This is a genomic window from Georgenia satyanarayanai, from assembly GCF_023715365.1.
In the GTDB taxonomy this organism is placed as follows: Bacteria; Actinomycetota; Actinomycetes; order Actinomycetales; family Actinomycetaceae; genus Oceanitalea; species Oceanitalea satyanarayanai_B.
Genome location: NZ_JAMBNZ010000008.1, coordinates 1 through 23014, shown reverse-complemented (window position 1 = coordinate 23014; position 23014 = coordinate 1). Strand labels below are relative to the sequence as shown.

The following is a 23014-nucleotide window of genomic DNA, read 5'->3' as shown; positions in this document are numbered from 1 at the left end:
ACGTGGAGGCAGAGCGTGGACCTACAGGTTGGTGCGTGCATCGACGCCGGGAGCAGGCACGAGTCGAGCAGCTCGGTGGCTCACAGGACGAGGACCATCACTATGACGCCGCCGTGCATCCGCCTGGACGTGAGGTCCGGCGCCGGGGTGCCCCTGTGGCATTCCGCCTTCTCCTCCCGGTGCGAGGAGCATCGCGACGTTCGGCACGGCAGCAGCAAGGAATGAGCGGCGAAGCGCGCTCGCGCGAGGAGAAGAGGTTGTCATGGTGCACAGGCCAGAGGTGACGGTCCGCCGTGCGTACGAGGAGCCGCGACCAACCGATGGCGCGCGCGTGCTGGTCGACCGCCTCTGGCCGCGCGGAGTCAGCAAGGACAGAGCCGACCTGGATGAATGGTGCAGAGCGATTGCGCCGTCGACGGCGCTACGCAAGTGGTACGCCCACGACCCAGCACGCTTCGAGGAGTTTGAACACCGGTACCGCGCCGAGCTCGACGAGCCCGAACGTGCAGCAGCACTTGAGCACCTCCGCGACCTGGCCGAGCGCGGGCCCCTGACGCTGATCACCGCCACGAAGCACCCTGACGTCAGCGAGGCCCAGGTGCTCGCCACACTGCTGCGCGGTAACCCCAGGCACGGACACTAGCCCGGTGCTTCCACGGCGCAGCGGCGATGGTGCCGCGATGGTTCTCGGTCAGTAGCGCCCCGGCCACCGGCCTGAGAGCCGAGACTTCCGACCCCGTCGGCCCCCGACCCCGCGGCCTGGGAGATCCTCGCAGACGTGTTTCGGGGCGCGCCGGACCGTCCTTTGCGATCGATGTCCTGTGGCCTGGGCCGCTGGTTCGGACGGTGGCCCATCGGTGGCGGACATGAGAGGACGCGTCGTCACGGTCGGTGGGCGCCCCGCCAGCCACGAGCTACGGCCGTTCGTCGGCCAGAGGAAGTCGCCACCGACGAGCAGGCCGCGGGCTGGGCGCGCGTCACCAGTGACGGCCACACTCTCCTCACCGTCGGGGACGCAACGGAGTGGCCACAGACGCCGACGGCACCGGGCTGCAGGGTCCCATCGACCGCGTCGAGCTCTCGTCGCTGCGCCCGGCCCCCGATTTAGGAATACCCGTGGGGGGTATACAGTTGTGCCATCGGTAGATACCCAGCGGGGGTATCCGGTGAAGGAGGGCATGCGATGGCTGCGATCGAGTACCAGGTGACGGGCATGACGTGCGGGCACTGCGAGATGTCGGTGCGCGAGGAGGTCGGCGAACTTGTCGGCGTCGAGGACGTCCAGGTCAGCGCGCAGACCGGCAAGCTCGTCGTGACCGGTGAGGGCGTCGACGACGCGCAGGTCCTCGCTGCGGTCGAGGAGGCCGGGTACACGGCCGAGCGGGCCTGATGAGAGCCGCGGCACGGCTCGCGCTCTACGGCGCTGGTCTGGTGGTGGCGTTCGGCGGGGCCTACGGGCTCGCCGGCGTCGTCGTCCCCGACGGCGCCGTGGAGTCGTGGGCGCAGCAGAGCCAGGTGAACGGCCACAGCGAAGGAGCGGACGACATGAACAGCAGCAGCCACGGGCAGCAGGAGGCCGGCGGCATGGCCGGCCACGACCACCCCACCGACGGCGGCACTCCGCCTGCGGGCATCCAGACCGCCACGGACCCCACGTACCCGGTCGGCACGGAGGTCATTCTCGCCGCCGATCACATGCCGGGCATGGATGGAGCGGAGGCGACGATCTCCGGGGCGTTCACCACGACCACCTACTCGGTCAGCTACACACCCATCGACGACGGCGAGCCCGTGGTCGACCACAAGTGGGTCGTCCACGAGGAGCTCGAGAGCCCGGGCGCTGCGCCGTTGGTCGACGGCACCCAGGTTGTGCTGGAGGCCGAGCACATGGCGGGGATGCAAGGTGCGACGGCGACGATCGACCACTCCACCCAGGAGACGGTCTACATGGTCGACATCGAGAGCGACGAGATGACGATGACCAACCACAAGTGGGTCGTCGAGAGCGAGATCCACCCCGCCCACTGACGAGGCGGCACGGAGGACGAGAAGAGGAAAAGTGAGCACCCAGACACAGCCGGTCGCGGACGCCAGCATCGAGCTGGAGATCGGCGGGATGACCTGCGCGTCGTGCGCGAACCGGATCGAGAAGAAGCTGAACAAGCTCGACGGCGTCTCGGCGACGGTCAACTACGCCACCGAGAAGGCCAGGGTCACCGCGCCCGGAGGCTATGACCCGCAGCTGTTGATCAGCGAGGTCGAGAAGACCGGCTACACCGCCGTCCTGCCGAAGCCGAAGCAGACCGAGGCGACCGCATCCACAGCTGAGGACGATGGTGCGGCCGGTCCCGAGCTGACGTCGCTCAGGCACCGATTGATCGGGTCGGTCGTGCTCACCGTGCCAGTGGTCGCGATGGCGATGATCCCCGCGCTGCAGTTCACGTACTGGCAGTGGGCCTCGCTCGCGCTGGCCGCGCCGGTGATCGTGTGGGCCGCCTGGCCGTTCCACAAGGCGGCCTGGACCAACCTCAAGCACGGCACGGCGACGATGGACACCCTCATCTCCATGGGCACGACCGCGGCGTTCCTCTGGTCGCTGTACGCCCTGTTCCTCGGCACCGCCGGAGAGCCGGGCATGACGCACGCGTTCGAGCTCACCATCGCGCCGTCCGACGGAGCTGCGAACATCTACCTCGAGGTCGGGGCCGGGGTGACGATGTTCATCCTCGCCGGCCGCTACTTCGAGAAGCGCTCCAAGCGCCAGGCCGGTGCCGCGCTGCGCGCCATGCTCGAGCTCGGCGCCAAGGAGGTCTCTGTCCTGCGCGACGGGGCCGAGGTGAAGATCCCGTCCTCCGAGCTGGCCGTCGGCGACGAGTTCGTCGTCCGCCCCGGGGAGAAGATCGCCACCGACGGCGACGTGGTCGCCGGCACCTCCGCCGTGGACGCCTCCATGCTCACCGGTGAGTCCGTGCCCGTCGAGGTCGCGGAGGGCGACTCCGTGAGCGGGGCGACCGTGAACGCCGGCGGCCGCCTGGTGGTGCGCGCAACCCGCGTCGGATCCGACACGCAGCTGGCGCAGATGGCCAGGCTCGTCGAGGACGCCCAGTCCGGCAAGGCCGAGGTTCAGCGCCTGGCCGATCGCATCTCCGGGGTGTTCGTCCCAATCGTCATCGTCATCGCCGTCGCGGCCCTCGGCGCTTGGCTCGGGGCCGGGTTCCCGACCTCGGCCGCATTCACCGCCGCGGTCGCTGTTCTCGTCATCGCCTGCCCCTGCGCCCTCGGCCTGGCAACCCCGACCGCGCTGCTGGTCGGCACCGGCCGCGGCGCGCAGATGGGTGTGCTCATCAAGGGCCCCGAGGTGCTGGAGTCCACGCGCAAGGTCGACACCGTCGTGCTCGACAAGACCGGCACCGTCACCACCGGAAAGATGACCTTCGTCGACGCCATCACCGAGCCCGGCGTCGACCGCGCCGAGCTGCTGCGCCTGGCCGGGGCCCTGGAGAACGCCTCCGAGCACCCGATCGCCCAGGCGATCGCCAAGGCCGCGGCCGAGGAGATCGGCGCACTGCCGGCGCCCGAGGACTTCGCCAACATCGAGGGCAAGGGCGTGCAGGGCATCGTCAACGGCACGTCCGTCGTCGTCGGCCGGGAGTCGCTGCTGGCCGACTGGTCCCAAAGGCTCTCCCTCCCCGTCGCCGAGGCGAAGGCTCAGGCAGAGCGCGAGGGCAAGACCGTCGTCGCTGTCGGTTGGGACGGGCACGCGCGCGGCGTGATCGTCGTCGCCGACGCCGTCAAGCCCACCAGCGCACAGGCCATCGCCGAGCTCAAGCAGCTCGGCCTGACCCCGGTGCTCCTGACCGGCGACAACACCGCAGTGGCAGAGCAGATCGCGGTCGAGGTCGGCATCGATGAAGTCATCGCCGAGGTGCTTCCGAAGGACAAGGTCGACGTCGTCGCGCGTCTCCAGGGCGAGGGCAGGGTCGTGGCGATGGTCGGGGACGGCGTCAACGACGCCCCCGCCCTGGCCCAGGCCGACCTCGGTCTGGCGATGGGCACCGGCACCGACGTCGCGATCGAGGCCTCCGACATCACCCTCGTGCGCGGCGACCTGCGCGCGGCGGTCGATGCCATCCGCCTCTCCCGCAAGACCCTGGGCACGATCAAGACGAACCTGTTCTGGGCCTTCGCCTACAACGTCGCGGCCATCCCGGTCGCGGCGCTGGGCATGCTCAACCCGATGCTCGCCGGTGCGGCGATGGCGTTCTCCAGCGTCTTCGTCGTCGGCAACAGCCTGCGCCTGCGCGGATTCCGCAGCGTCACGACGTAACCCCGAGCCACGCACCTCCACCCTCACTCGACGAACGAAAGGCACCATGACCATGACGACCGATGCATCCGCCGCCGCGGACTGCTGCAGCACCATCGGCCCGGAGGCTCCCGAGAACGGCCACCGGGATCTCCTCACCGACGCCGGCTGCTGTGGCGGTGGGGTCGCGCAGGTCGCTGAACCGGAGTCCGACGGCGAGCACGAGCACGGATACATCAGCGACAAGAACCGCTACCTGACGCGCATGAAGCGCATCGAGGGCCAGGCCCGCGGCATCGCGAGGATGATCGACGAGGAGAAGTACTGCATCGACATCCTCACCCAGGTCAGCGCGCTCACCCGGGCCCTGCAGACCGTGGCCACCGGTCTGCTCGACGACCACCTCAAGCACTGCGTCCTCGACGCCGCCCGGCTCGGCGACGACGCCGCTGCCCGGGAGAAGCTCCAGGAAGCCAGCGACGCCATCAAGCGGCTCGTGCGCTCCTGATCAGCCCACCCCCGGCAACACACGCGGGCCCGCTGGCAACCGAAACAGCCCGCTGCCCTTCGACCGCTGACGCACGAGCGGGGCTCCGTCTCCCGAACGTCCGCTGACAAGCGGGGTTACCCGCCGTCGTACCCGACGCCGCGGCCGCGCGACGCCACCACCGCGTCCTCGGCGGCCCGACGCCACACGCAGGAAGGAGGAGACGTCACGTGGTCCAGACGCTGACGAAGGCCGAGCCCCGCGGGGGCTCATGTGCCTTCTCGTGAGCGCGACGGCCCAGCTGGTGATCGTGCTCGATGACTCGATCGTGAACATCGCCCCGCCCAGCATCCAGGACGAGCTGCGCGTGGACCCCCTCCACCTGCCCTGGATCGTCAACGGCTACATCCTCGCCCCCGGCGCGCTGCTGTTGCCCGGCGGTCGGGCCGATGGGTGGCGGCACTGGCGACACGACGCACGAACAGTCAGCGCGACTGCATCGATGTAACAACCCAACGGCGATCGCCTTGCGGTCAGCGCAGGACGTCGGCCAGGTCGAACTTCACCGGCTCCTCGAGCTGCTCGTAGCCGCAGGACCCCGGCTCGCGGTCGGGGCGCCACCGGCGGAACTGGGCGCTGTGCCGGAAGCGGGTGCCCTCCATGTGGTCGTAAGCCACCTCGAGGACCCGCTCGGGGCGCAGCGGGACAAAGGACAGGTCCTTGCCGGCCGACCAGCGGCTCTGCGCGCCCGGCAGCCGGTTCTTCTCGTGGGCGGCGGCGTTCTCCCAGTCGCCCCACGGGTGGTCCTCGCCCTCGGCCAGGCGCAGCGGCGCGAGCTCCTTGACGAGCTCGGCACGGCGCTTCATCGTGAAGGAGGACGCCACGCCCACGTGCTGGAGCTTCCCGCCGTCGTCGTACAGGCCCAGGAGGAGGGAGCCGACGACGTCGCCGCTCTTGTGCCAGCGGAAACCGGCGAGCACGCAGTCGGCGGTGCGCTCGTGCTTCGTCTTGAGCATGAGCCGCTTGTTGGGCTGGTAGGTGAGGTCGAGCGGCTTGGAGACGACGCCGTCGAGCCCGGCGCCCTCGAAGAGGTCGAGCCACTCGCGGGCCAGCGCCGTGTTGGTGGTGGCGCGGGTGAGGTGAACCGGAGCCTGCGCGCCGGCGAGCGCCTCTTCCAGGCGCTCCCGCCGCTGGGCCATCGCCAGCCCGGTGAGATCCTCGTCGCCCAACGCGAGAAGGTCGAAGGCGACAAAGGACGCCGGCGTCTGCTCGGCCAGCAGCCGCACGCGCGAGTCGGCGGGATGGATGCGCTGGAGCAGCGCCTCGAAGTCGAGCCGCTCGCCGGTGACGATGACGATCTCCCCGTCGACGACGCAGCGCTCGGGCAGCTGGGCGCGCAGGCTCTCGATCAGCTCGGGGAAGTACCGCGTCATCGGCTTCTCGTTGCGGCTGCCGATCTCGACGTCGTCGCCGTCCTTGAAGATGATGGCGCGGAAGCCGTCCCACTTCGGCTCGTAGAGGTACTCGCCCTCGGGCACGTCCTTGACGGACTTCGCGAGCATGGGAGCGACCGGGGGCAGCAGCGGAAGGTCCATCTCCCAGACGCTACTGGGCGGGCGACGGCGGCGCCCCCGGTCCGCGCGGGCTTCCCGGAATCAGCCGCGAGGTCCGGACGACGGGCGGGGAGAGGCTCCTACGGGCGGCGCCAGTCGTGGCTGTCCAGGTGCGACCCGGCCTGCGGGCCCATCTGGAGCATGCCGCCGTCCACGGCCCAGGAGGCGCCGTTGACGTAGCCCGCCTCCGGGCCGCACAGGAAGGCGACGACGGCGGCGATCTCGCGGGCGTCACCGGGTCGGGCGACCGGGATGCCCGGGCGCTCCTTGCCCTCCATGACGGTCTCGTCCTCCTGGCCGGTCATCGGGGTGGCGATCTCGCCGGGGGCGACGGCGTTGACGGTGATCCCGTGCTCGGCGAGCTCGAGGGCCGCGACCTTCACGAGCAACCCCAGCCCGCCCTTGGCCGCGCAGTAGGGAGCCGCTCCCACCCGCGGGGCGTGCTCGTGGACGCTGGTGATCGCCACGATTCGCCCGCCCGTGCCGCCGGCCACCATGTGCCGGGCCGCCGCCTGGAGGCAGCAGAACGCGCCGTCCAGGTCCACTGACACCACCTCGCGCCAGGTGGCGAAGTCCATGTCGAGGAGCAGCTCGGAGCTGCCGGTGCCCGAGGACATGACGAGCGCGTCGACGCCGCCCATCGCCCCGGCGAGGTCATCGACCACTGCGGCACCGCTCTGCGGGTCGGTGAGGTCGAGCCGCCGCACGTGCGCCGTCGCGCCCAGCGAGCGGACCTCCTCGGCGGTGCGCTCGGCGCCGTCCTCGTCGGTGTGCCAGGTGAGGGCGACGTGCCGGCCGGGTACCGCCAGGGCGACGGCGCTCGCCTTGCCGATGCCCGAGTCGGCGCCGGTGACGATGACGCGCCAGGGCTGGACGCCGTCCTCGCGGGGGTCGGGCTGCGCGGTCTGGGGGCTCTCGCTCATCGTCGGTGCCCTCCGGTCAGCGGGAGACGAGCTTGAAGAAGGTACTGTCCTCGCCGCTCGCCTTGTGCTCCTGGTAGAGGAAGGCCAGCTTCTGGTCCTCGAACTTCGCGAACCAGTCCTCCCAGCTGATGTGCTCGAGGTCGTCGGTGCCGGCGCCGCCGGGGAAGTCGATCCGCAGGATGCCGGCGGTGTCGCCGCCCTCGGTGCCACGCACGCTCGCGGGCTTCCCGTCGTGCTCCTCGACCCAGCGGCGGATCTCGTCGTGGTCGGTCGTCGTGCTCGTCTCGGATGCCATCGTTCTCCTCCTTACGCCGGCCACGGGCGTGGCCGCCCCTCGACGGTAGGCACGCGCCCGGACGTGCGCATCCGGTGCCGGTGACCAGGGTCACAGAGGGCCTGAGCCGGCCGTCCCCGGGCAGGCACCGGGCCTCCGCTAGCCTCGCCGGTGCCCGATGACCCCCGATTGGAAAGGCTCCATCGTGTCCACCCCTCCTCCCAGCCCCTACCAGCCGCAGCAGGGCCAGCCCGGCCAGGTCCCGCCGCCCCCGCCCGCCTACGGGCAGCAGCCCGGCCAGCCCGGTCAGCAGCAGTGGGGCTACGGCGCCCCCGCCGCCCCGCAGGGCCCGAGCGGCGAGACGCCGAAGAACTTCTTCGCGGCGCTCTTCGACTGGAAGTTCCACACCCTCATCACCCCCAAGCTGGTCAGCTGGGTGTACCTCGCCGTGATGATCCTCTCGGCGCTGTACTGGCTGTTCGTGGTCTTCGCCGGCTTTGCGGCGGACCCGGTCCTCGGCGTGCTCGCGCTGCTCATCGGCCCGATCGTGCTGGTTGTCAGCCTCGCGTTCTTCCGGATGACGCTGGAGTTCTACTTCGCGCTCGTGCGGATGTCCGACGACATCCACCGCGCCCAGGGCCTCCCGCGCTCCTGAGCCACGCTGCGTCCCGTGCCGATCGGCACGGGACGCAGTCGTCTCTCAGGAGAGCAGCCGGGCGAGCTCGGCAGCCTCGTGGACGACGGCGTGGGCGCCGTCCTCCTCACCGGGCCGGGCGTAGCCCCACGCGACGAGAACGGTCGGCAGGCCGTGCACGCCCGCGCCGTCGACGTCGTGGTGGCGGTCCCCGACCATGACGGCGCGCGTGAGGTCGACGTCCCGCTCGCGGAGCCCGGCGAGCGCGTCCTCGACGATGTCGGCCTTGACCGCGCGGGTCTCGTCCTCCGAGGCGCCGCGGGTGACGGTGAAGTACGGGGACAGGCCGGCGTCGTCGAGGATGACGACGGCGAGCGACTGCCGCTTGGACGTCGCCAGGGCGAGCGGCACACCGCGTGCATGGAGGTCACGGACCAGCTCGGCCATGCCCGGGAAGACCGGGGCCTGGAGCATCCGGTCGTTGTAGCGGTCACGGTAGTCGCCGACGACGGCGGCCAGCTGGTCGTCCGGCACGCCGACGAAGGCGCGGAAGCCATCGCGGATGGGCGGCCCGACGAAGCGCAGCAGCTCCTCCTGCGTCTGCTCCGGGTAGCCGAAGTGTGCGAGCGTCTCGGCGATCGAGGCGGTGATGACCGGGCCGGAGTCGCTGATCGTGCCGTCGAGGTCGAGGAGGACGGCCGTGGGGTTCATCGGCTCGAGGGCGGTGGGGGCGGAGGCGTGCGTCAATCGTTGTCCTTGCTCGGGGAACGGGGTCTTCCCCCAGGGTCGCACGGACCGGTGCGTCACCGATGTCCGCGTCGCCGGGTAGTGTGACCCGGACAACTCGATACGCCGCCCACCCGCGGCGGGAGAGCCCCGCCCTGTGCGGGCGCCGAAGGAGCAAGCCCTCCCGCTAATCTCTCAGGCCCCGGTACCGCCGCGATCAGGCAGCTCTGGAAAGCAGCGCGTCAGCGCTCACCGACGGTGCAGGCGAGCCCGGCTCGCGAAAACTCTCAGGTCCCATGACAGAGCGGGGAGGACCCAGTTCCCCGCCACCCCGGAGCCGTGTCCATGTCCTCACCGTCCTTTGCCGACCGCCACATCGGCCCGCGCGCCGCCGACACCGCGGCCATGCTCGACTCGCTCGGGCACACCGACTGGCAGCCCCTCCTCGACTCGGTGCCGCCCGCCATCCGCCAGCAGCGCCCCCTGGACCTGCCTGCGCCACGCACCGAGGCGCAGGTCCTCGAGCGGCTGCGCGAGCTCGCCGGGCGCAACGTCCAGCGCGTCCAGATGATCGGCCAGGGCTACTACGGCACCCACACCCCGAGCGTCATCCAGCGGGGCGTCCTCGAGTCGCCGGCCTGGTACACCGCCTATACCCCCTACCAGCCGGAGATCTCCCAGGGCCGCCTCGAGGGGCTGCTCAACTTCCAGACGGCGGTCGCCGACCTCACCGGCCTGCCGGTCGCGAACGCCTCGCTGCTCGACGAGGCCACCGCCGTCGCCGAGGCCGTGCTGCTCATGCAGCGCGCCAACAAGGCCTCGAAGGCCGCCACGTTCGTCCTCGACGACGAGCTGCACCCCCAGACCCTCGCCGTCGTCCGGGCGCGCGCGGCGGCGGTGGGCCTCACCACGGTCGTCGCCGACCTCGACGGCGGCCTGCCGGACCTTCCCGACGGCGTCACGGGCCTGGTCCTCCAGCAGCCGGGGACCTCCGGCCGGCTGCGGGACCACGCCAGTCTCATCGCCGAGGCAAAGGAGCGCGGCGCGATGGTCACCGTCGCCGCAGACCTCCTTGCCCTCACGCTCATCACCCCGCCGGGGGAGCAGGGCGCCGACGTCGCCGTCGGCTCGGCCCAGCGCTTCGGCGTCCCGCTGTTCTACGGCGGGCCGCACGCCGCCTTCATGGCAGTGCGCGAGGGCCTGGAGCGCCAGCTGCCCGGCCGGCTCGTCGGCGTCTCCAAGGACAGCGAGGGCCGCCCCGCCCTGCGCCTGGCCCTCCAGCCGCGCGAGCAGCACATCCGCCGGGAGAAGGCGACGAGCAACATCTGCACCGCGCAGGCGCTGCTCGCCGTCGTCGCCGGCATGTACGCCGTCTACCACGGGCCGAACGGGCTGCGGGAGATCGCCCACCACGCCCACGGCGCCGCCCGCGCCCTGGCCCTGCGTCTCACCGCCGGTGGCATCGAGGTCGTCCACAACGCGTTCTTCGACACCGTCACCGTCCGCGTGCCCGGGCGGGCCGCCGTCGTCGTCGCGGAGGCGGAACGGGGCGGGGTCAACCTGCGGCTAGTCGACGAGGACACGGTCGGCGTCTCCTGCGACGAGACGACGACGCCGGAGCACCTCGCCACCGTCCTCGCCGCCTTCGGGGCCGAGTCGGCAGGGGACGACGACGGCGGTTTCGAGATCCCCGCGCCGCTGCGCCGCACGAGCGAGTTCCTCACCCACCCCACCTTCCACGCGCACCGCTCCGAGACGCAGATGATGCGCTACCTGCGCCGCCTCGCCGACCGGGACCTCGCGCTGGACCGCACGATGATCCCGCTCGGCTCGTGCACGATGAAGCTCAACGCCGCCACGGAGATGCGGGCGATGCTCTGGCCGGGCTTCGCCTCCATCCACCCGCTCGCCCCGGACCACCAGACCGAGGGCTGGCGCGAGCTCGTCACCGAGCTCGAGAGCTGGCTCGCGGAGATCACCGGCTACGACCGCGTCTCCGTCCAACCCAACGCCGGCTCCCAGGGCGAGCTCGCCGGCCTCCTCGCGATCCGCGGCTACCACCGCTCGCGCGGCGACGGGGAGCGCACCGTCTGCCTCATCCCGTCCTCCGCGCACGGGACCAACGCGGCCTCTGCCGTCCTCGCCGGGATGAAGGTCGTCACCGTGAGGACCGCCGACGACGGCTCGATCGACACCGCCGACCTCCACGCCCGCATCGCGCAGCACGGGGAGCAGCTCGCCGCGATCATGCTCACCTACCCCTCCACCCACGGCGTCTTCGACACCGAGGTGCGCGAGGTGTGCGAGGCGGTCCACGCCGCCGGCGGGCAGGTCTACGTCGACGGCGCGAACCTCAACGCGCTCATCGGACTGGCCCAGCCGGGGGAGTTCGGCGGGGACGTCTCCCACCTCAACCTCCACAAGACCTTCTGCATCCCGCACGGCGGCGGGGGTCCCGGCGTCGGCCCGGTCGCGGTGCGTGAGCACCTGGCCCCGTTCCTCCCCGGGGACGCCGCCGGCGACGACGACGGCGCGGTGCCGGTCTCGGCGACCCGGTACGGGTCCGCGGGGGTGCTGCCCATCTCCTGGACCTACATCGCGCTCATGGGCGCCGAGGGCCTCGCGGCCGCGACCCGCAGCGCGCTGCTCGCGGCGAACTACGTCGCCAGGGCGCTGGACCCGTACTTCCCGGTGCTCTACACCGGCGCCGACGGCCTCGTCGCCCACGAGTGCATCCTCGACCTGCGCGAGCTCACCAAGCGCTCCGGCGTCACCGCCGAGGACGTGGCCAAGCGGCTCGTCGACTTCGGCTTCCACGCCCCCACGCTCTCCTTCCCGGTGGCCGGCACCCTCATGGTCGAACCGACCGAGAGCGAGGACCTCGCCGAGCTCGACCGCTTCGTCGAGGCGATGGTGACGATCCACGGGGAGATCCAGCAGATCCTCGACGGCGAGGTCGACGTCGCCGACAGCCCGGTGCGCCGCGCCCCGCACCCGGCCGCTGACGTCGCCACCGACGCCTGGGACCGGGCCTACCCGCGCGAGCAGGCCGTCTTCCCGGTCCCCGGGCTGCGGCAGGACAAGTACTTCCCCCCGGTGAGCCGCACCGACAACGCCTACGGGGACCGCAACCTCGTGTGCGCGTGCCCGCCGCCCGAGGCCTTCGAGGAGGACTGATGAGCGAGAAGGAGACCGCCCTGCGCGCCGAGCACGAGGCGCTGGGGGCGACGATGACCGGCTTCGCCGGCTGGGTGATGCCCCTGAGCTACGGCTCCCAGCTGGCCGAGCACCGCGCCGTGCGCGAGGCAGCGGGCCTCTTCGACCTCAGCCACATGGGCACCGTGTGGATCGACGGGCCCGGCGCGGGAGCGTTCCTCGACCACGCCGTCGTCGGCTCGATCTCCACCCTCGAGGTGGGACGGGCGAAGTACACGCTGCTGTGCACACCCGAGGGCGGCATCGTCGACGACCTCATCGTCTACCGCGTGGGCGAGGACCGCTTCCTCACCGTGCCGAACGCGGCCAACACGGCCGCCGTCCTCGCCGAGCTTGGCCAGCGCGCGGCCGGCTTCGACGCCCGGGTCACCGACGCGACCGAGGAGACGGCGCTCCTCGCCGTCCAGGGGCCGCGCGCCGTCGGGATCGTCGAGGCGCTCGCGGACGGGCCGGTCGGGGACCTGCGCTACTACTGGGCCCGCGAGGCCACCGTGGCCGGGCAGCGCGTGCTGCTCGCCCGCACCGGCTACACGGGGGAGGACGGCTTCGAGGTCCTCGTGCCGGGGGAGCACGCCGTCGCCCTGTGGCGCGCGCTGCTGGACGCCGGCGCGGACGCCGGCCTCGTCCCCGCCGGGCTCGCCGCGCGCGACTCGCTGCGCCTGGAGGCCGCGTTGCCGCTGTACGGCAACGAGCTGGGGCTGGACGTCGACCCCTTCACGGTCGGCCTCGGCGGCATCGTCGGCCTGCGCCGCAAGACGGCGGACTTCGTCGGCCGCACGGCGCTGGAGCGCGTCCGCGCGGCCCACGAGGCGGGCGAGCCCGGACGGCGGGTACTTGTCGGCCTCTCCGGCGAGGGTCGCCGCGCCGCGCGGCAGGGCTCACCCGTCCTCCTCGGGGAGGTGGAGGTCGGCGTCGTCACCTCCGGCCTGCCCAGCCCCACCCTGGGCCACCCGATCGCCCTCGCCGTCGTCGACCGCGCCGCCACGGAGGTCGGCACCGCGCTCGACGTCGACGTGCGCGGCCGGCGCGAAGCCTTCACCGTCGTCGAGCGTCCGTTCTACCGTCGTCCCTGACCGAACCGCCGAGGAGAAACCATGGCCACCATCCGTCCCGACCTCAAGTACACCGCCGAGCACGAGTGGGTGGACGACTCCATCACGCCCGTGCGCGTGGGCATCACCACCGTGGCGACCGACGCCCTCGGCGACATCGTCTACCTCGACCTGCCGGAGGTCGGCGCCGAGGTGACGGCGGGGGAGACCTGCGGGGAGGTGGAGTCGACGAAGTCCGTCTCCGACCTCTACGCCCCCCTCACCGGCACCGTCACCGCGGTGAACCAGGAAGCGCTCGACGACCCCTCGCTCGTCAACCGCGAGCCCTTCGCGGACGGCTGGCTCTTCGCCGTCGAGGTGGCGGAGGAGTCCGAGCTCCTCTCGCCTGAGGAGTACGCCGAGACCACCGGCGCCGAGATCGGCGACTGAGCCGTGGACGTCGGCGCGGCACTCGACTTCGTGCGGGCCAACCCCCGCGGCGTCCTGGCTACCCGCAGGCGCAGCGGTGACGCGCAGCAGTCACCGGTCCTGGCTGCGGTCGACGACCACGGGCGCGTCCTCATCAGCACCCGGGAGACGGCGGTCAAGGTCGGCAACCTGCTGCGCACGCCGCGTGCGTCGCTGTGCCAGCTGAGCGAGAAGTTCTTCGGGCCGTGGGTCCAGCTGACCGGCACCGTGGAGATCATCTCCCTGCCCGAGGCGATGGACCTCCTCGTCGACTACTACCGCCGCCTCTCGGGGGAGCACGAGGACTGGGACGAGTACTGCGCGGCGATGGAGCGGGAGCGCCGCTGCGTCGTCGTCCTCACCCCCGAGGAGGCCGGGCCGACGGTCAGCGGCTGAGCGGGGGGCGGTCCCACACCAGCGAGTAGCGGTAGTACAGGCGCCGTCGCGCTCGCGCGCCCGGGACGATCTCCTCGGCGGCGGCACGGATCTCGGCGAGCGAGGTGACCGGGTCGGTCAGGGCGACGCCGACGTCGCCCTGCGCCCGGTGCACAACATCGAGCACCCGCACCGGCAGCACCTGAGCGAGGGAGACCAGCACGTCGGTCGCCGAGGCGGTGGCCGCGAGCCCGACGACGACGAGGCGTCCGCCCGGCGTGACGAGCTCGCCGAGACGGCGCAGCGCCGGCCGCAGCGGCAGGTGGTGGAGCGTTGCCACGCAGGTGACGGTGTCGAAGAGCCCGATCGCCGGCAGCTCGGTGTCGAGCAGTCCCGCCTGCACCACCCGCGCTCGAGGGACGTCCCTGGCACGTGCGCGGGCCACGGCCGCCGGGTGGGGTTCGAGACCGACGACTTCGTCGGCCACCCCGGCCAGGCGCTCGAGGAGGAGTCCCTCCCCGCAGCCGACGTCGAGCACGCGACCGCCCCGCCGGCGCGCGTCCGCGACGATCTCGCCGTGGAAGGCCGTGTTGTGGTTCCAGTACGTCGCCGTCACTGCGCTCCCAGCTCCACGAGGAGGACCCCCGCGGCGATGAGGACGATGCCACCGACCATCATCCGCGTGAGCGGCTCGTCGAAGAGCACCCTACTCCCGACTCCGGTGAGCGCGACCCCGACGGCGGTCCAGATCCCGTACGCGACACCGATCCCAATGCCGGCCTGCAGGGTGAGGGACAGCAGCGTGAAGGCGACGAGGTAGCCGACGCCGACGACGGCGAGCCACGCCTTGCGCCCGTCGACGCTGGCGCGCAGGGAGAGCGTGGCGGTGACCTCGGCGAGGATCGAGCCGGTGAGGAACAGCCAGCCCATCAGGCGTCCACCGCCTCGGTCGCCCGGTGGGAGCCCACCTCGACGAGCAGGACGCCGCCGATGATGAGCACGATCCCCGCCGCCATGAGGAGCGTGAGGGGCTCACCGAAGATCACCGCGGACAGCGCCGCGGTCAGCGCCACCCCGGTGGCACCCCAGATGCCGTAGGCGACGCCCAGCGGCATCCCGCGGCGCAGCACCGCCGCGAGGAAGAGGAAGGCGGAGACGTAGCCGACGACGACGAGCGCGTACCAGCGTGGGTCGTCGACGGCGGCACGCAGGGACAGGGAGCCGGTCACCTCGCACACGATGGCGCCGGCCAGGAGGAGCCAGGTCACCGGGCGATCCTCCCAGAGCCGCTGGGAGGGCGCGGGCCGGGGCTTCCGTGCCACGCTACGGCCGTGACCGAGACCCCCGACGCCGAGCTGGCGACCGTCGCGCGGGAGCTCTACGCCCACCCGCCGGCCGAGTTCATCGCGACCCGCAACGCGCGCGCCGGCGCGACGCGCCGGGCCGGCGACCGGGAGCTGGCCACGGCCGTCAAGGCGCTGCCCAAGGCCTCGGTCGCGGCGTGGGCGGTAGGCGCGGTGGCCCGGGTGCACCCGGAGGACCTCGATGCCCTCGGCCAGCTGGGCGCCGAGCTGCGGGTGGCCCAGGTCGCCGCGGACCCGGCCGAGCTGCGGGCGCTGAGCAGGCGCCGGCGGGAGCTGACCGGTGCAGTGACCCGCACGGCGGCGCGGCTGGCGGAGGAGCGGGGCGTCGGGCTGTCCGGGGCGGCGCAGGAGCAGGTGGAGGCGACGTGGTCCGCCGTCGTCATCGACCGTGCCGCCGAGCGGGCGGTGCGCAGCCTGCTGCTCGTCCGGGCCCTCGAGCCGAGCGGTGGCCTCGAGGAGGCGCTCGGTGTGCCCGGCGCCGTCGAGGCCGCCGAGCCGGAGGAGGAGCCCGCGGCTCCGCCCCGCCCGGCACGGCACACCCGTCCCGTAGCCCCCGCGAAGAAGCAACCGGCGGCGGAGGACGATGACGACAAGCCGCGTCGGGCGATCAGCCGCCGGCCCCGCAGCACGGAGCGCGAGGAGGAGCCGGAGGAGCAGACGCCGCCGCGTCGGGCGATCAGCCGCCGGCCCCGCAGTGCTGAGCCTGACGAGGAGCCGGAGCAGCAGACCCGGCCGCACCGGGCGATCGGCCGTACCCGCCGCAGCGCCCCCGAGCCCACGCCCGAGCCGGCGGACACCGCCCGCGAGACCAGGCGCGCGGAGCGCGAGCTCCGTGCCCGGGAGCGCGTGGCCGAGCACGCCCGCACCGAGCTCGAGGACGCCACCGAGGAGCTCTCGCGCATCGAGGCGCAGGTGCTCCATGCCGCCGCCCGGACCGAGGAGTTGCGCCGTGAGCTCGAGCGGCTGGAGGAGCAGCTCGCGGAGCTGGACGAGGAGCGGGCGCAGGCCGCCGAGGAGCGGGAGGACGCCGAGGCCCGTGAGGAGGCCGCCCGCCACGCCGTCGAGGAGGCGCGTCAGCGGCTGGCCGAGCTGACGCACTGAGCTCCGCCGCGCGCGTTAAGTCCTGGCTATCGGCGCCGTGGCAGGGCAGGCTGGCCAGGACCGCTTCGCCCACGAGACACCTGGAGGGACGATGGCTGACACCACGCCCGAACCGAAGCCCGAGACGGCCAAGGAGAAGATGCGTCAGGCGCTCGAGCGCAAGAACGAGCGCGCGCACCAGAACCACCAGGCGCAGCAGAACCCCGGCACGGTTCACGGGAGCCAGGTCAACGGCGGAGGCAAGCGCACCTTCCGTCGCAAGTCCGGCTAGACCGCCCTGCTCAGGTCGGGTTTGCGCCGCGCCTCTCGACGGCGCGGCGCAGCTCGGCGAAGGCCGCCGCCAGTCGCGCCGGCGTGAAGTGGGCGTTGAGGCCGCTCGGGTTGGGCAGCACCCACACCCGGGTCGACCCCAGGCGCACGTCCTGCTGCCCGTAGGTCGCGCGCGGCCGGTCGAAGGCCGTGCGGTAGGCGGTGACGCCGAGCACGGCCAGCCACTCGGGGCGGTGCTCCGCGACCTCGGCCCGCAGCCGCTCCCCGCCCGCGCGCAGCTCGGCGGAGGAGAGCTCCGCGGCGGTTGCCGACGCGCGCTCGACGACGTTTGTCACCCCCAGCCCGAGCGAGAGCAGCTCCTCCTGCTCGGAGGGGTGGAGCTGGCGCGGCGTGAAGCCGGAGCGGTGCAGCGCCGGCCAGAAGCGATTGCCCGGCCGCGCGAAGTGGTGCCCCGACCATGCCGAGTACAGGCCGGGATTGATCCCGCAGAAGAGCACCCGCAGCCCCGGCGCGACGACGAGCGGGAGGGTGCGGTCGGCCGAGGCGAGCAGCTCCTCGCGCGTGGGACGCCGGTCAGCAGGCATGGCAGCAGCCTGCCAGGTCAGCGGGGGAGCTCGTCGATGAGGGGCGCGAGGATGTCGACGACCGCGGACTCCGCGTCGGCCGGTCGCCGGTCGACGATCGCGTGGACGAGGCGCTCGTGCTGGTCCGCGTGCGGGTCCTCGTCCTCGTCGACGTCGTCCGCGAGCACCTCCTCGTAGAGCGGGACGAGCCCGTCGTAGAGCTCGGTGAAGAGCTCGTTGTGCGTGGCGGCGACGACGGCGCGGTGCAGCGCGAGGTCGGCGGCGATGCGGACCTGGTGGTCGGCCTGCTCCCAGGCGCGGGCCCGCGCGTCTAGGGCTTCCCGCAGGGCCGCGACGTCCGCGTCCTCCCGGCGCTGCGCGGCGATCCGCGCCGCTGCGCCGTCGAGGGCCGCGCGCAGCTCGAGGCCGTCGCGGCGGTGGGCACGGGTCGCCCGGCGGGTCAGCGTGGTGGCGAGCTCGGAGCGGGCGATGACGAAGGTTCCGCGTCCCTGCTCCCGGCGGACGAGCCCGGCCTGGACGAGCGACTGGACCGCCTCGCGCACGGTGTTGCGCCCGGCGCCGACCCACGCCATGAGCTCGGCCTCGACCGGGATCCGCTCGCCGACGGGCCACTCCCCGGACGCGACCGCCTCGTGGAAGCGCGCCGTGACGGTGTCGGTCATGCTCGGCGCCTTGCGCAGGGGTGCCTGGTGTGCGCTAGTGTCTGCCCGATTCATCCCATCATCCTACCTTTGGGGTTCGACATGAGCGACAAGGCCCGGGCGAGCGTGCTGCCCCTCCTGGCAATCGTCCTGACCGCGCTCAATCTCCGCACTGCGGTCACCGGGTTCACGCCGCTGCTCGACACGATCGGCGCCGACCTCGACTTCGGGCCGTCCCTGTACGGGGTGTTCGGCACGATCGTCACGGCCTGCTTCGCCGTCTTCGGGCTGGTCGCGGCTCCCGTGGCCCGCCGCCTCGGCCTGGAGCGCACCATCGCGATCGCCGTCGCCCTCACCACCGGCGGCATCGTGCTGCGGGCGCTGGCGCCGTCGACCGGCATGCTCGTCGCCTCCACCGTCGTCGCGTTCGTCGGGGTCGGGGCGTCCAACGTCCTGGTCATCCCGCTCGTGAAGAAGTACTTCTCGGCGCACCTCAAGGCGGTGAGCTCGATGTACATCGCGCTCCTGCAGGTGGGCCAGTTCGTCGCCCCCCTCGCGGCCGTCCCGGTGGCGCTCGTCGCCGGGTGGCGGTGGGCCATCGCGATGTGGGCGACGACGACCGCCGTCGCCGTCGTGCTCTGGGTCGTCCTGGCCGCACGTGCGGGCGGCGCCGCGGCGCCGGTGGAGACCGGGCCGCAGCGGCTGCACGGCGCGTGGCGCACGCCGCTGCTGTGGTCGCTCGTGCTCATGATGGGCATCACCAGCCTCAACGTCCACGCGATCTTCACCTGGCTCCCGGCGATCCTCATCGACGCGGGCGCCGACCCCGAGTCAGGCGGCGCGCTCGTCGCGCTCTTCTCGGTCATCGGGCTGCCCGCCGCGTTCGTCGTCCCGCCCCTGGCGATCCGGCTTCGCAACCCCTTCGTCATCGTCGTCGTGTGCACCGCAGCCATGGTGGCTGGCTATGCCGGCCTCCTGCTCTCGCCCGACGCCGGCGCTGTCATCTGGGTGGTGCTCCTCGGCCTCGGCGTGAGCACCTTCCCGCTGTGCCTCACCCTCGTCAACGCCCGCACACGTACGACGGCGGGCTCCACGGTGCTGTCCGGGGCGATGCAGGGCGGCGGCTACGCGATCGCGTGCATCGGCCCCTTCGGCGTCGGTGCGCTCTACGCCCGCTCCGGGTCGTGGGCGGGGGCCTTCGTCGTCCTCTTCGCCAGTCTCGCCGTGCTCCTCGTCAGCGGCTTCGTCGCCTGCCGTCCCACGCTGCTCGAGGACCAGGTGCGCGCCGCCCCGGTGCTGGCCCGCGTCTGACCGGTCGCGGCGGCCGGTGCACCTGCCCGTGCCGGGCAGCCGCGGACCTGCCATGGTCGTTGGCATGGAGCGCGTCACGGACAAGCTGTACTCCTGGGCCTCGATCATCGACCCCCAGGCCCTGGCCCAGGCCCGTCTCACCGCCGAACTGCCCATCGTCGACCCGCACGTGGCCCTCATGCCCGACGCGCACGTCGGCATGGGCGCTACCGTCGGCTCGGTCATCCCCACGGTGGGGGCGGTCATCCCCGCCGCGGTGGGCGTGGACATCGGTTGCGGGATGGTCGCCGTGCGCACCCAGTTCACCGTCGAGCGCCTCCGCGGGGTCCGGAGGCCGCTCGCCGTCCTGCGCGAGGCGATCGAGCGTGCGGTGCCGCTCAGTCCCGGCAACTACAACCGCAAGGTGTGGGGCCGCGCGCCGCAGGCGGTCACCGAGCTCGAGCGCCTCGCCCGTGACGAGAACGTCGTCCCGGAGACCTACGCGAAGAACTGGCGCCTGCAGCTCGGCTCGCTCGGCGGCGGGAATCACTTCATCGAGGTGACGGCCGACGAGGAGGGTCGGGTGTGGACCTTCCTCCACTCGGGCAGCCGCGGGGTGGGCAACCAGATCGCCCGCCGCTTCATCACCGCCGCCCAGCGGGTCGCCGACCGCCGCGGGGACCACCTCGCCGACCGCAACCTCGCCTACCTCACCGAGGAGGACGCCGAGTTCCACACCTACCTCTCTCATCTCCACTGGGCCCAGGAGTTCGCCCGCCACAACCGCGAGGTGATGATGGACCGCGTCGTCGAGGAGCTGGGCCGCTTCCTCGACGAGGACGTGCAGCGCCTCGACGAGGTCAACTGCCACCACAACTACACCGCCGTCGAGCAGCACGCCGGCGGCCGCCGTCTCGTCTCGCGCAAGGGGGCCATCGCGGCCCACGAGGGGGTGCGCGGGCTCATCCCGGGCTCGATGGGCACGGCCTCCTACGTCGTCACCGGCAAGGGGAACGAGATGTCCCTGTGCTCCGCCCCGCACGGCGCCGGGCGCGCCTACTCCCGGACCCAGGCGCGACGCACCTTCACCCAGGCCGACCTGCGACGGCGGATGGCGGGGATCGAGTACCGCGACCTCGCCGCCTTCGTCGACGAGATCCCCGACGCCTACAAGGACGTCGACGTCGTCATGGCCGACGCTGCCGACCTCGTCTCCGTGGACCACGTGCTGCGGCAGCTCGTCAACGTCAAGGGCCAGTGAGCCGCCAGCCCCGGCCCCGGTTGCGCATTGGCGAAAATGTGGGGCAGGGCACGGGCTGGCAATTTGTTGCCAGATATGCGATGATGATATGCGCTGGCTCGCGGAGGTCGGGCGCTCCCACTGGATGTGGCTGCGAATTCCTCCGTGTCCTCATACCGCCCGGACGATGTCGGGAAATCAGCGGTAGGGCGGTTTGAGACAGTCGTCGGTTTCCTTTTCCAGGTATTGCCGGCACCGAGTGTGGCGCTCTTTTAGCGAAGGGTCACGCGTTGAATTTCACCACTGGTCAGGTTGTCGTCCACCCCCATCACGGACCGGCGACGGTCAAGAAGGTCTCCACGCGCACCATCCGCAAGGAGAAGGTGACCTACGTGGAGCTCGACGTCCACAACTCCGACCTCGAGGTCACGATGCCGGAGAACCGCGCCGCCGAGGTCGGGGTACGTCCCGCCGTGGACCTCAAGGGTGTCCGGGAGATCCTCGACGTCCTCCTCGCGCCGAGCCCCGAGCAGGAGACCGTCTGGTCCCGCCGCATCAAGGCCAACGGCGACCGCCTGCGCACCGGTGAGATCCTCATCATCGCCGCCCTCATCCGCGACCTCACCCGGAGCAACGAGGAGAAGCGCCTCGCCTTCGGGGAGATGAAGCTGCTGCGCGACGCGAGCGGCCCCTTCGTCACCGAGCTCGCCCTCGTCCTGTCCCAGACGGAGGAGGAAATCGCCGCCATGGTCGACGCCGCGATCCTCGAGGGTGTCCGTCCCGCCATCGGACAGGAGCTCGCCACCGCGAGCTGATCGGCCGCCCCGCTGGGGACACCTAGGCTTGGCCGCATGAGACTTGGTGACCTGGCTGCCGCGCTGGACCTCGAGCTGCCCTCAGGGGCGGACCCCTCGACCGAGGTCCGCGGCGCCACCCACCAGGCCGACTGGGCCGGCCCCGGCGACGTCTTCGTCGCCGTTCGCGGCGCGCGCGCCGACGGCCACGGCTTCATCGGCGACGCCGTCGGGCGCGGCGCCGTCGTCGTCATCGGTGAGGGCCTGCCCGACGGCGTCACCTGCCCAGTCCCGTACCTGCGGGTGGCGGGCGCCCGGGCCGCCCTCGCCGACGCCGCGTCGGTGCTCGCCGGACATCCCAGCCGCGAGCTCACCGTCCTCGGCGTCACCGGCACCGACGGCAAGACGACGACGTCCGCCCTCGCGCGCCACCTCCTGCGCAGCGCCGGCCGCCCCACCGGGCTGCTCTCGACGATCGGCTACGAGCTGCCGGACGGCGTGCTGCGCCAGCCGCCGACCCACTTCACCACGCCCGAGGCGCCGCAGGTCCAGCAGATCCTCCGCGAGCTGGTCGACCACGCGGCGACGGACGCCGTCGTCGAGGCCTCCAGCCACGCGCTGGCCCTGGACCGCGTCCGCGGCGTCGACTTCGACGTCGCCATCTGGACCAACCTCACCGGGGAGCACCTCGACTTCCACGGGACGATGGAGCAGTACTTCGCCGACAAGTCCCTCCTCGTCCAGCGCGCCCGGCACGCCGTCCTCAACGCCGACGACCCGTGGACCGAGCAGCTGCTGCCGATGGCCCCCAGCCGCACCACGTACAGCGCCGAGGGGCAGCGGGCCGACTGGTGGGCCGCGGACGTCGTCGAGGGCCCGGACGACCTGCGCTTCACCGTCCACACCCCGGCCGGCTCCGCGGCCGCTGTGCTGCCGATGATTGGCCGCTTCAACGTCGCCAACGCGCTCGCCGCCATGGCCGGGGTCCACGCGGCCGGCGTCCCGCTCGCGGAGCTCGTCGCCGGACTGGCGACCTTCCCCGGCGTGCCCGGGCGCATGGAGATGTGCGAGCGCCAGGACGGCGACCCGCGCGTCATCGTCGACTTCGCCCACACCCCGCCGAGCCTCGACAAGGCGCTGGCCACCGTGCGCGTCACCACCGAGGGCCGCCTGTGGGTGGTCATCGGGTCCGCCGGCGGCCCGCGCGACCCCTCCAAGCGCGCCCCGCTGGGGGAGGTGGCGACCCGGATGGCCGACGTCGCCGTCCTCACCGAGGAGGACCACCGGGACACTCCGCTGGCCGACATCCTCACCGAGATGGAGCGCGGCGCCCGCGAGGCCGGGCGCTCGAACTTCGTCAGCATCGGCGACCGGCGCGAGGCGATCCGCCACGCCGTGGGTCAGGCCGGCCCGCAGGACACCGTGGTGCTCGCCGGCAAGGGCCCGGAGGCCACGCTCGAGCGCGACACCGAGACGCTCCCCTGGGACGAGATGGGCGAGGCACGGGCCGCCCTGGCCCTGCGACGGGAGCGCGACGCCGGCGCCACGGCCTAGGAGACTGCTGAAGAATGCGTGTCCCTGACCGGTGTGCGGGCGGCGGTCGGGAACGATTGGTGCATGCAGGGGAGATCGCGGGATCAGCGGGATCTGTTCGACGCGGAGTCGATGGCCGGGGAG

Annotated in this window: 26 protein-coding genes and 1 riboswitch; of the genes, 17 read left to right on the top strand and 9 right to left on the bottom strand. The window is 72.4% G+C overall.

The features are described from left to right. Positions 1-262 precede the first annotated feature (262 nt). From M3148_RS10995 to M3148_RS10970, 6 genes are all read left to right on the top strand, one after another. The gene (locus tag M3148_RS10995; RefSeq protein WP_285884266.1) at positions 263-643 is read left to right on the top strand and encodes a DUF488 domain-containing protein; all 381 of its coding nucleotides are present in this window, start codon (positions 263-265) and stop codon (positions 641-643) included. A 540-nt stretch (positions 644-1183) separates the two neighbouring features. Then, positions 1184-1390 (top strand): heavy-metal-associated domain-containing protein, encoded by a 207-nt coding sequence (locus tag M3148_RS10990; RefSeq protein ID WP_251304746.1) that lies wholly within the window; start codon positions 1184-1186, stop codon positions 1388-1390. Continuing rightward, the gene (locus M3148_RS10985; protein ID WP_251304745.1) at positions 1390-2028 is read left to right on the top strand and encodes a YdhK family protein; all 639 of its coding nucleotides are present in this window, start codon (positions 1390-1392) and stop codon (positions 2026-2028) included. Before M3148_RS10990 ends, M3148_RS10985 begins: the two co-directional genes overlap by 1 nt. 88 nt (positions 2029-2116) lie before the next feature. After that, a complete protein-coding gene (locus tag M3148_RS10980; RefSeq protein WP_251304891.1) occupies positions 2117-4327 on the top strand; it encodes a heavy metal translocating P-type ATPase in 2211 nt (736 codons plus the stop codon). A 214-nt stretch (positions 4328-4541) separates the two neighbouring features. Continuing rightward, a complete protein-coding gene (locus tag M3148_RS10975) occupies positions 4542-4814 on the top strand; it encodes a metal-sensitive transcriptional regulator (RefSeq protein WP_251304890.1) in 273 nt (90 codons plus the stop codon). A 262-nt stretch (positions 4815-5076) separates the two neighbouring features. Then, positions 5077-5301: a hypothetical protein gene (locus M3148_RS10970; RefSeq protein WP_251304744.1), complete on the top strand. Its 225-nt coding sequence runs from the start codon at positions 5077-5079 to the stop codon at positions 5299-5301. 25 nt (positions 5302-5326) lie between these two features. Here the strand turns inward: M3148_RS10970 and M3148_RS10965 are convergent, their stop codons facing one another. The 3 genes from M3148_RS10965 to M3148_RS10955 all read right to left on the bottom strand — a co-directional run bounded on the left by M3148_RS10965 (position 5327) and on the right by M3148_RS10955 (position 7624). Further along, entirely contained in the window at positions 5327-6388 is a 1062-nt protein-coding gene (locus M3148_RS10965) for an ATP-dependent DNA ligase (protein ID WP_251304743.1), read from the bottom strand. A gap of 98 nt (positions 6389-6486) precedes the next feature. Then, on the bottom strand, positions 6487-7329 hold the full coding sequence (locus M3148_RS10960; RefSeq protein ID WP_251304742.1) for an SDR family oxidoreductase: 843 nt from the start codon (positions 7327-7329) through the stop codon (positions 6487-6489). Between the two features lie 16 nt (positions 7330-7345). Continuing rightward, positions 7346-7624 carry a hypothetical protein gene (locus tag M3148_RS10955; RefSeq protein WP_251304741.1) on the bottom strand — a complete coding sequence of 93 codons (279 nt, stop codon included), beginning with the start codon at positions 7622-7624 and terminating at the stop codon, positions 7346-7348. A gap of 184 nt (positions 7625-7808) precedes the next feature. Between M3148_RS10955 and M3148_RS10950 the strand changes: the two genes are divergently transcribed. Further along, a complete protein-coding gene (locus M3148_RS10950; RefSeq protein ID WP_251304740.1) occupies positions 7809-8258 on the top strand; it encodes a DUF4282 domain-containing protein in 450 nt (149 codons plus the stop codon). 45 nt (positions 8259-8303) lie between these two features. Here the strand turns inward: M3148_RS10950 and M3148_RS10945 are convergent, their stop codons facing one another. Further along, positions 8304-8984, bottom strand: a complete 681-nt coding sequence (locus M3148_RS10945) for an HAD hydrolase-like protein (protein WP_251304739.1) — start codon at positions 8982-8984, stop codon at positions 8304-8306. A 109-nt stretch (positions 8985-9093) separates the two neighbouring features. After that, a riboswitch (glycine riboswitch) is annotated at positions 9094-9184 on the top strand. A 124-nt stretch (positions 9185-9308) separates the two neighbouring features. On the opposite strand from M3148_RS10945, the gene gcvP reads away from it, so the two are divergent. Genes gcvP through M3148_RS10925 form a run of 4 tightly spaced genes read left to right on the top strand, consistent with a single transcriptional unit; the run spans position 9309 to position 14074 of the window. Continuing rightward, a complete protein-coding gene (gcvP, locus tag M3148_RS10940) occupies positions 9309-12140 on the top strand; it encodes an aminomethyl-transferring glycine dehydrogenase (protein ID WP_251304889.1) in 2832 nt (943 codons plus the stop codon). Further along, entirely contained in the window at positions 12140-13252 is a 1113-nt protein-coding gene (gene gcvT / locus M3148_RS10935; RefSeq protein ID WP_251304738.1) for a glycine cleavage system aminomethyltransferase GcvT, read from the top strand. The genes gcvP and gcvT overlap by 1 nt, the downstream gene beginning before the upstream one ends. Positions 13253-13273: 21 nt before the next feature. Further along, a complete protein-coding gene (gene gcvH / locus M3148_RS10930; RefSeq protein WP_251304737.1) occupies positions 13274-13660 on the top strand; it encodes a glycine cleavage system protein GcvH in 387 nt (128 codons plus the stop codon). Positions 13661-13663: 3 nt separating this feature from the next. Continuing rightward, entirely contained in the window at positions 13664-14074 is a 411-nt protein-coding gene (locus M3148_RS10925) for a PPOX class F420-dependent oxidoreductase (RefSeq protein WP_251304736.1), read from the top strand. Here M3148_RS10925 and M3148_RS10920 read toward each other — a convergent pair. The 3 genes from M3148_RS10920 to M3148_RS10910 are packed head-to-tail and all read right to left on the bottom strand — an operon-like array spanning position 14064 to position 15321. Then, a complete protein-coding gene (locus M3148_RS10920; protein WP_251304735.1) occupies positions 14064-14669 on the bottom strand; it encodes a class I SAM-dependent methyltransferase in 606 nt (201 codons plus the stop codon). The genes M3148_RS10925 and M3148_RS10920 overlap by 11 nt on opposite strands. Beyond that, positions 14666-14983, bottom strand: coding sequence for a DMT family transporter (locus M3148_RS10915; protein WP_251304734.1), 318 nt, complete (start codon positions 14981-14983; stop codon positions 14666-14668). Before M3148_RS10915 ends, M3148_RS10920 begins: the two co-directional genes overlap by 4 nt. Next, the gene (locus M3148_RS10910; protein ID WP_251304733.1) at positions 14983-15321 is read right to left on the bottom strand and encodes a DMT family transporter; all 339 of its coding nucleotides are present in this window, start codon (positions 15319-15321) and stop codon (positions 14983-14985) included. The genes M3148_RS10915 and M3148_RS10910 overlap by 1 nt, the downstream gene beginning before the upstream one ends. 63 nt (positions 15322-15384) lie before the next feature. Here M3148_RS10910 and M3148_RS10905 point away from each other — a divergent pair, with 63 nt between their 5' ends. Both M3148_RS10905 and M3148_RS10900 read left to right on the top strand, forming a co-directional pair. After that, positions 15385-16518 (top strand): hypothetical protein, encoded by a 1134-nt coding sequence (locus M3148_RS10905; RefSeq protein ID WP_251304732.1) that lies wholly within the window; start codon positions 15385-15387, stop codon positions 16516-16518. 91 nt (positions 16519-16609) lie between these two features. Beyond that, positions 16610-16789: a DUF5302 domain-containing protein gene (locus tag M3148_RS10900; RefSeq protein WP_251304731.1), complete on the top strand. Its 180-nt coding sequence runs from the start codon at positions 16610-16612 to the stop codon at positions 16787-16789. A gap of 10 nt (positions 16790-16799) precedes the next feature. Here the strand turns inward: M3148_RS10900 and mug are convergent, their stop codons facing one another. Beyond that, positions 16800-17372: a G/U mismatch-specific DNA glycosylase gene (gene mug / locus M3148_RS10895; protein WP_251304730.1), complete on the bottom strand. Its 573-nt coding sequence runs from the start codon at positions 17370-17372 to the stop codon at positions 16800-16802. A gap of 17 nt (positions 17373-17389) precedes the next feature. Further along, positions 17390-18034, bottom strand: a complete 645-nt coding sequence (locus M3148_RS10890) for a FadR/GntR family transcriptional regulator (RefSeq protein ID WP_251304729.1) — start codon at positions 18032-18034, stop codon at positions 17390-17392. Positions 18035-18115: 81 nt separating this feature from the next. On the opposite strand from M3148_RS10890, the gene M3148_RS10885 reads away from it, so the two are divergent. The 4 genes from M3148_RS10885 to M3148_RS10870 all read left to right on the top strand — a co-directional run bounded on the left by M3148_RS10885 (position 18116) and on the right by M3148_RS10870 (position 22891). Beyond that, positions 18116-19324 carry an MFS transporter gene (locus M3148_RS10885; RefSeq protein ID WP_251304728.1) on the top strand — a complete coding sequence of 403 codons (1209 nt, stop codon included), beginning with the start codon at positions 18116-18118 and terminating at the stop codon, positions 19322-19324. 64 nt (positions 19325-19388) lie between these two features. Beyond that, complete coding sequence (locus M3148_RS10880; RefSeq protein ID WP_251304727.1) at positions 19389-20564, top strand: RtcB family protein; 1176 nt, start codon at positions 19389-19391, stop codon at positions 20562-20564. 269 nt (positions 20565-20833) lie between these two features. Next, positions 20834-21358, top strand: coding sequence for a CarD family transcriptional regulator (locus M3148_RS10875; protein ID WP_251304726.1), 525 nt, complete (start codon positions 20834-20836; stop codon positions 21356-21358). Positions 21359-21394: 36 nt separating this feature from the next. Then, the gene (locus M3148_RS10870) at positions 21395-22891 is read left to right on the top strand and encodes a UDP-N-acetylmuramoyl-L-alanyl-D-glutamate--2,6-diaminopimelate ligase (RefSeq protein ID WP_251304725.1); all 1497 of its coding nucleotides are present in this window, start codon (positions 21395-21397) and stop codon (positions 22889-22891) included. Positions 22892-23014 lie beyond the last annotated feature (123 nt).

Excerpts from the sequence above, each read along its gene's own strand:
- M3148_RS10995 (WP_285884266.1), top strand. The coding sequence starts at position 263 with ATGGTGCACAGGCCAGAGGTGACGGTCCGCCGTGCGTACGAGGAGCCG.
- M3148_RS10990 (WP_251304746.1), top strand. The coding sequence starts at position 1,184 with ATGGCTGCGATCGAGTACCAGGTGACGGGCATGACGTGCGGGCACTGC.
- M3148_RS10985 (WP_251304745.1), top strand. The coding sequence starts at position 1,390 with ATGAGAGCCGCGGCACGGCTCGCGCTCTACGGCGCTGGTCTGGTGGTG.
- M3148_RS10980 (WP_251304891.1), top strand. The coding sequence starts at position 2,117 with ATGACCTGCGCGTCGTGCGCGAACCGGATCGAGAAGAAGCTGAACAAG.
- M3148_RS10965 (WP_251304743.1), bottom strand. The coding sequence starts at position 6,388 with ATGGACCTTCCGCTGCTGCCCCCGGTCGCTCCCATGCTCGCGAAGTCC.
- M3148_RS10960 (WP_251304742.1), bottom strand. The coding sequence starts at position 7,329 with ATGAGCGAGAGCCCCCAGACCGCGCAGCCCGACCCCCGCGAGGACGGC.
- M3148_RS10955 (WP_251304741.1), bottom strand. The coding sequence starts at position 7,624 with ATGGCATCCGAGACGAGCACGACGACCGACCACGACGAGATCCGCCGC.
- gcvP (WP_251304889.1), top strand. The coding sequence starts at position 9,309 with ATGTCCTCACCGTCCTTTGCCGACCGCCACATCGGCCCGCGCGCCGCC.
- gcvT (WP_251304738.1), top strand. The coding sequence starts at position 12,140 with ATGAGCGAGAAGGAGACCGCCCTGCGCGCCGAGCACGAGGCGCTGGGG.
- gcvH (WP_251304737.1), top strand. The coding sequence starts at position 13,274 with ATGGCCACCATCCGTCCCGACCTCAAGTACACCGCCGAGCACGAGTGG.
- M3148_RS10915 (WP_251304734.1), bottom strand. The coding sequence starts at position 14,983 with ATGGGCTGGCTGTTCCTCACCGGCTCGATCCTCGCCGAGGTCACCGCC.
- M3148_RS10900 (WP_251304731.1), top strand. The coding sequence starts at position 16,610 with ATGGCTGACACCACGCCCGAACCGAAGCCCGAGACGGCCAAGGAGAAG.
- mug (WP_251304730.1), bottom strand. The coding sequence starts at position 17,372 with ATGCCTGCTGACCGGCGTCCCACGCGCGAGGAGCTGCTCGCCTCGGCC.
- M3148_RS10890 (WP_251304729.1), bottom strand. The coding sequence starts at position 18,034 with ATGACCGACACCGTCACGGCGCGCTTCCACGAGGCGGTCGCGTCCGGG.
- M3148_RS10885 (WP_251304728.1), top strand. The coding sequence starts at position 18,116 with ATGAGCGACAAGGCCCGGGCGAGCGTGCTGCCCCTCCTGGCAATCGTC.
- M3148_RS10880 (WP_251304727.1), top strand. The coding sequence starts at position 19,389 with ATGGAGCGCGTCACGGACAAGCTGTACTCCTGGGCCTCGATCATCGAC.
- M3148_RS10870 (WP_251304725.1), top strand. The coding sequence starts at position 21,395 with ATGAGACTTGGTGACCTGGCTGCCGCGCTGGACCTCGAGCTGCCCTCA.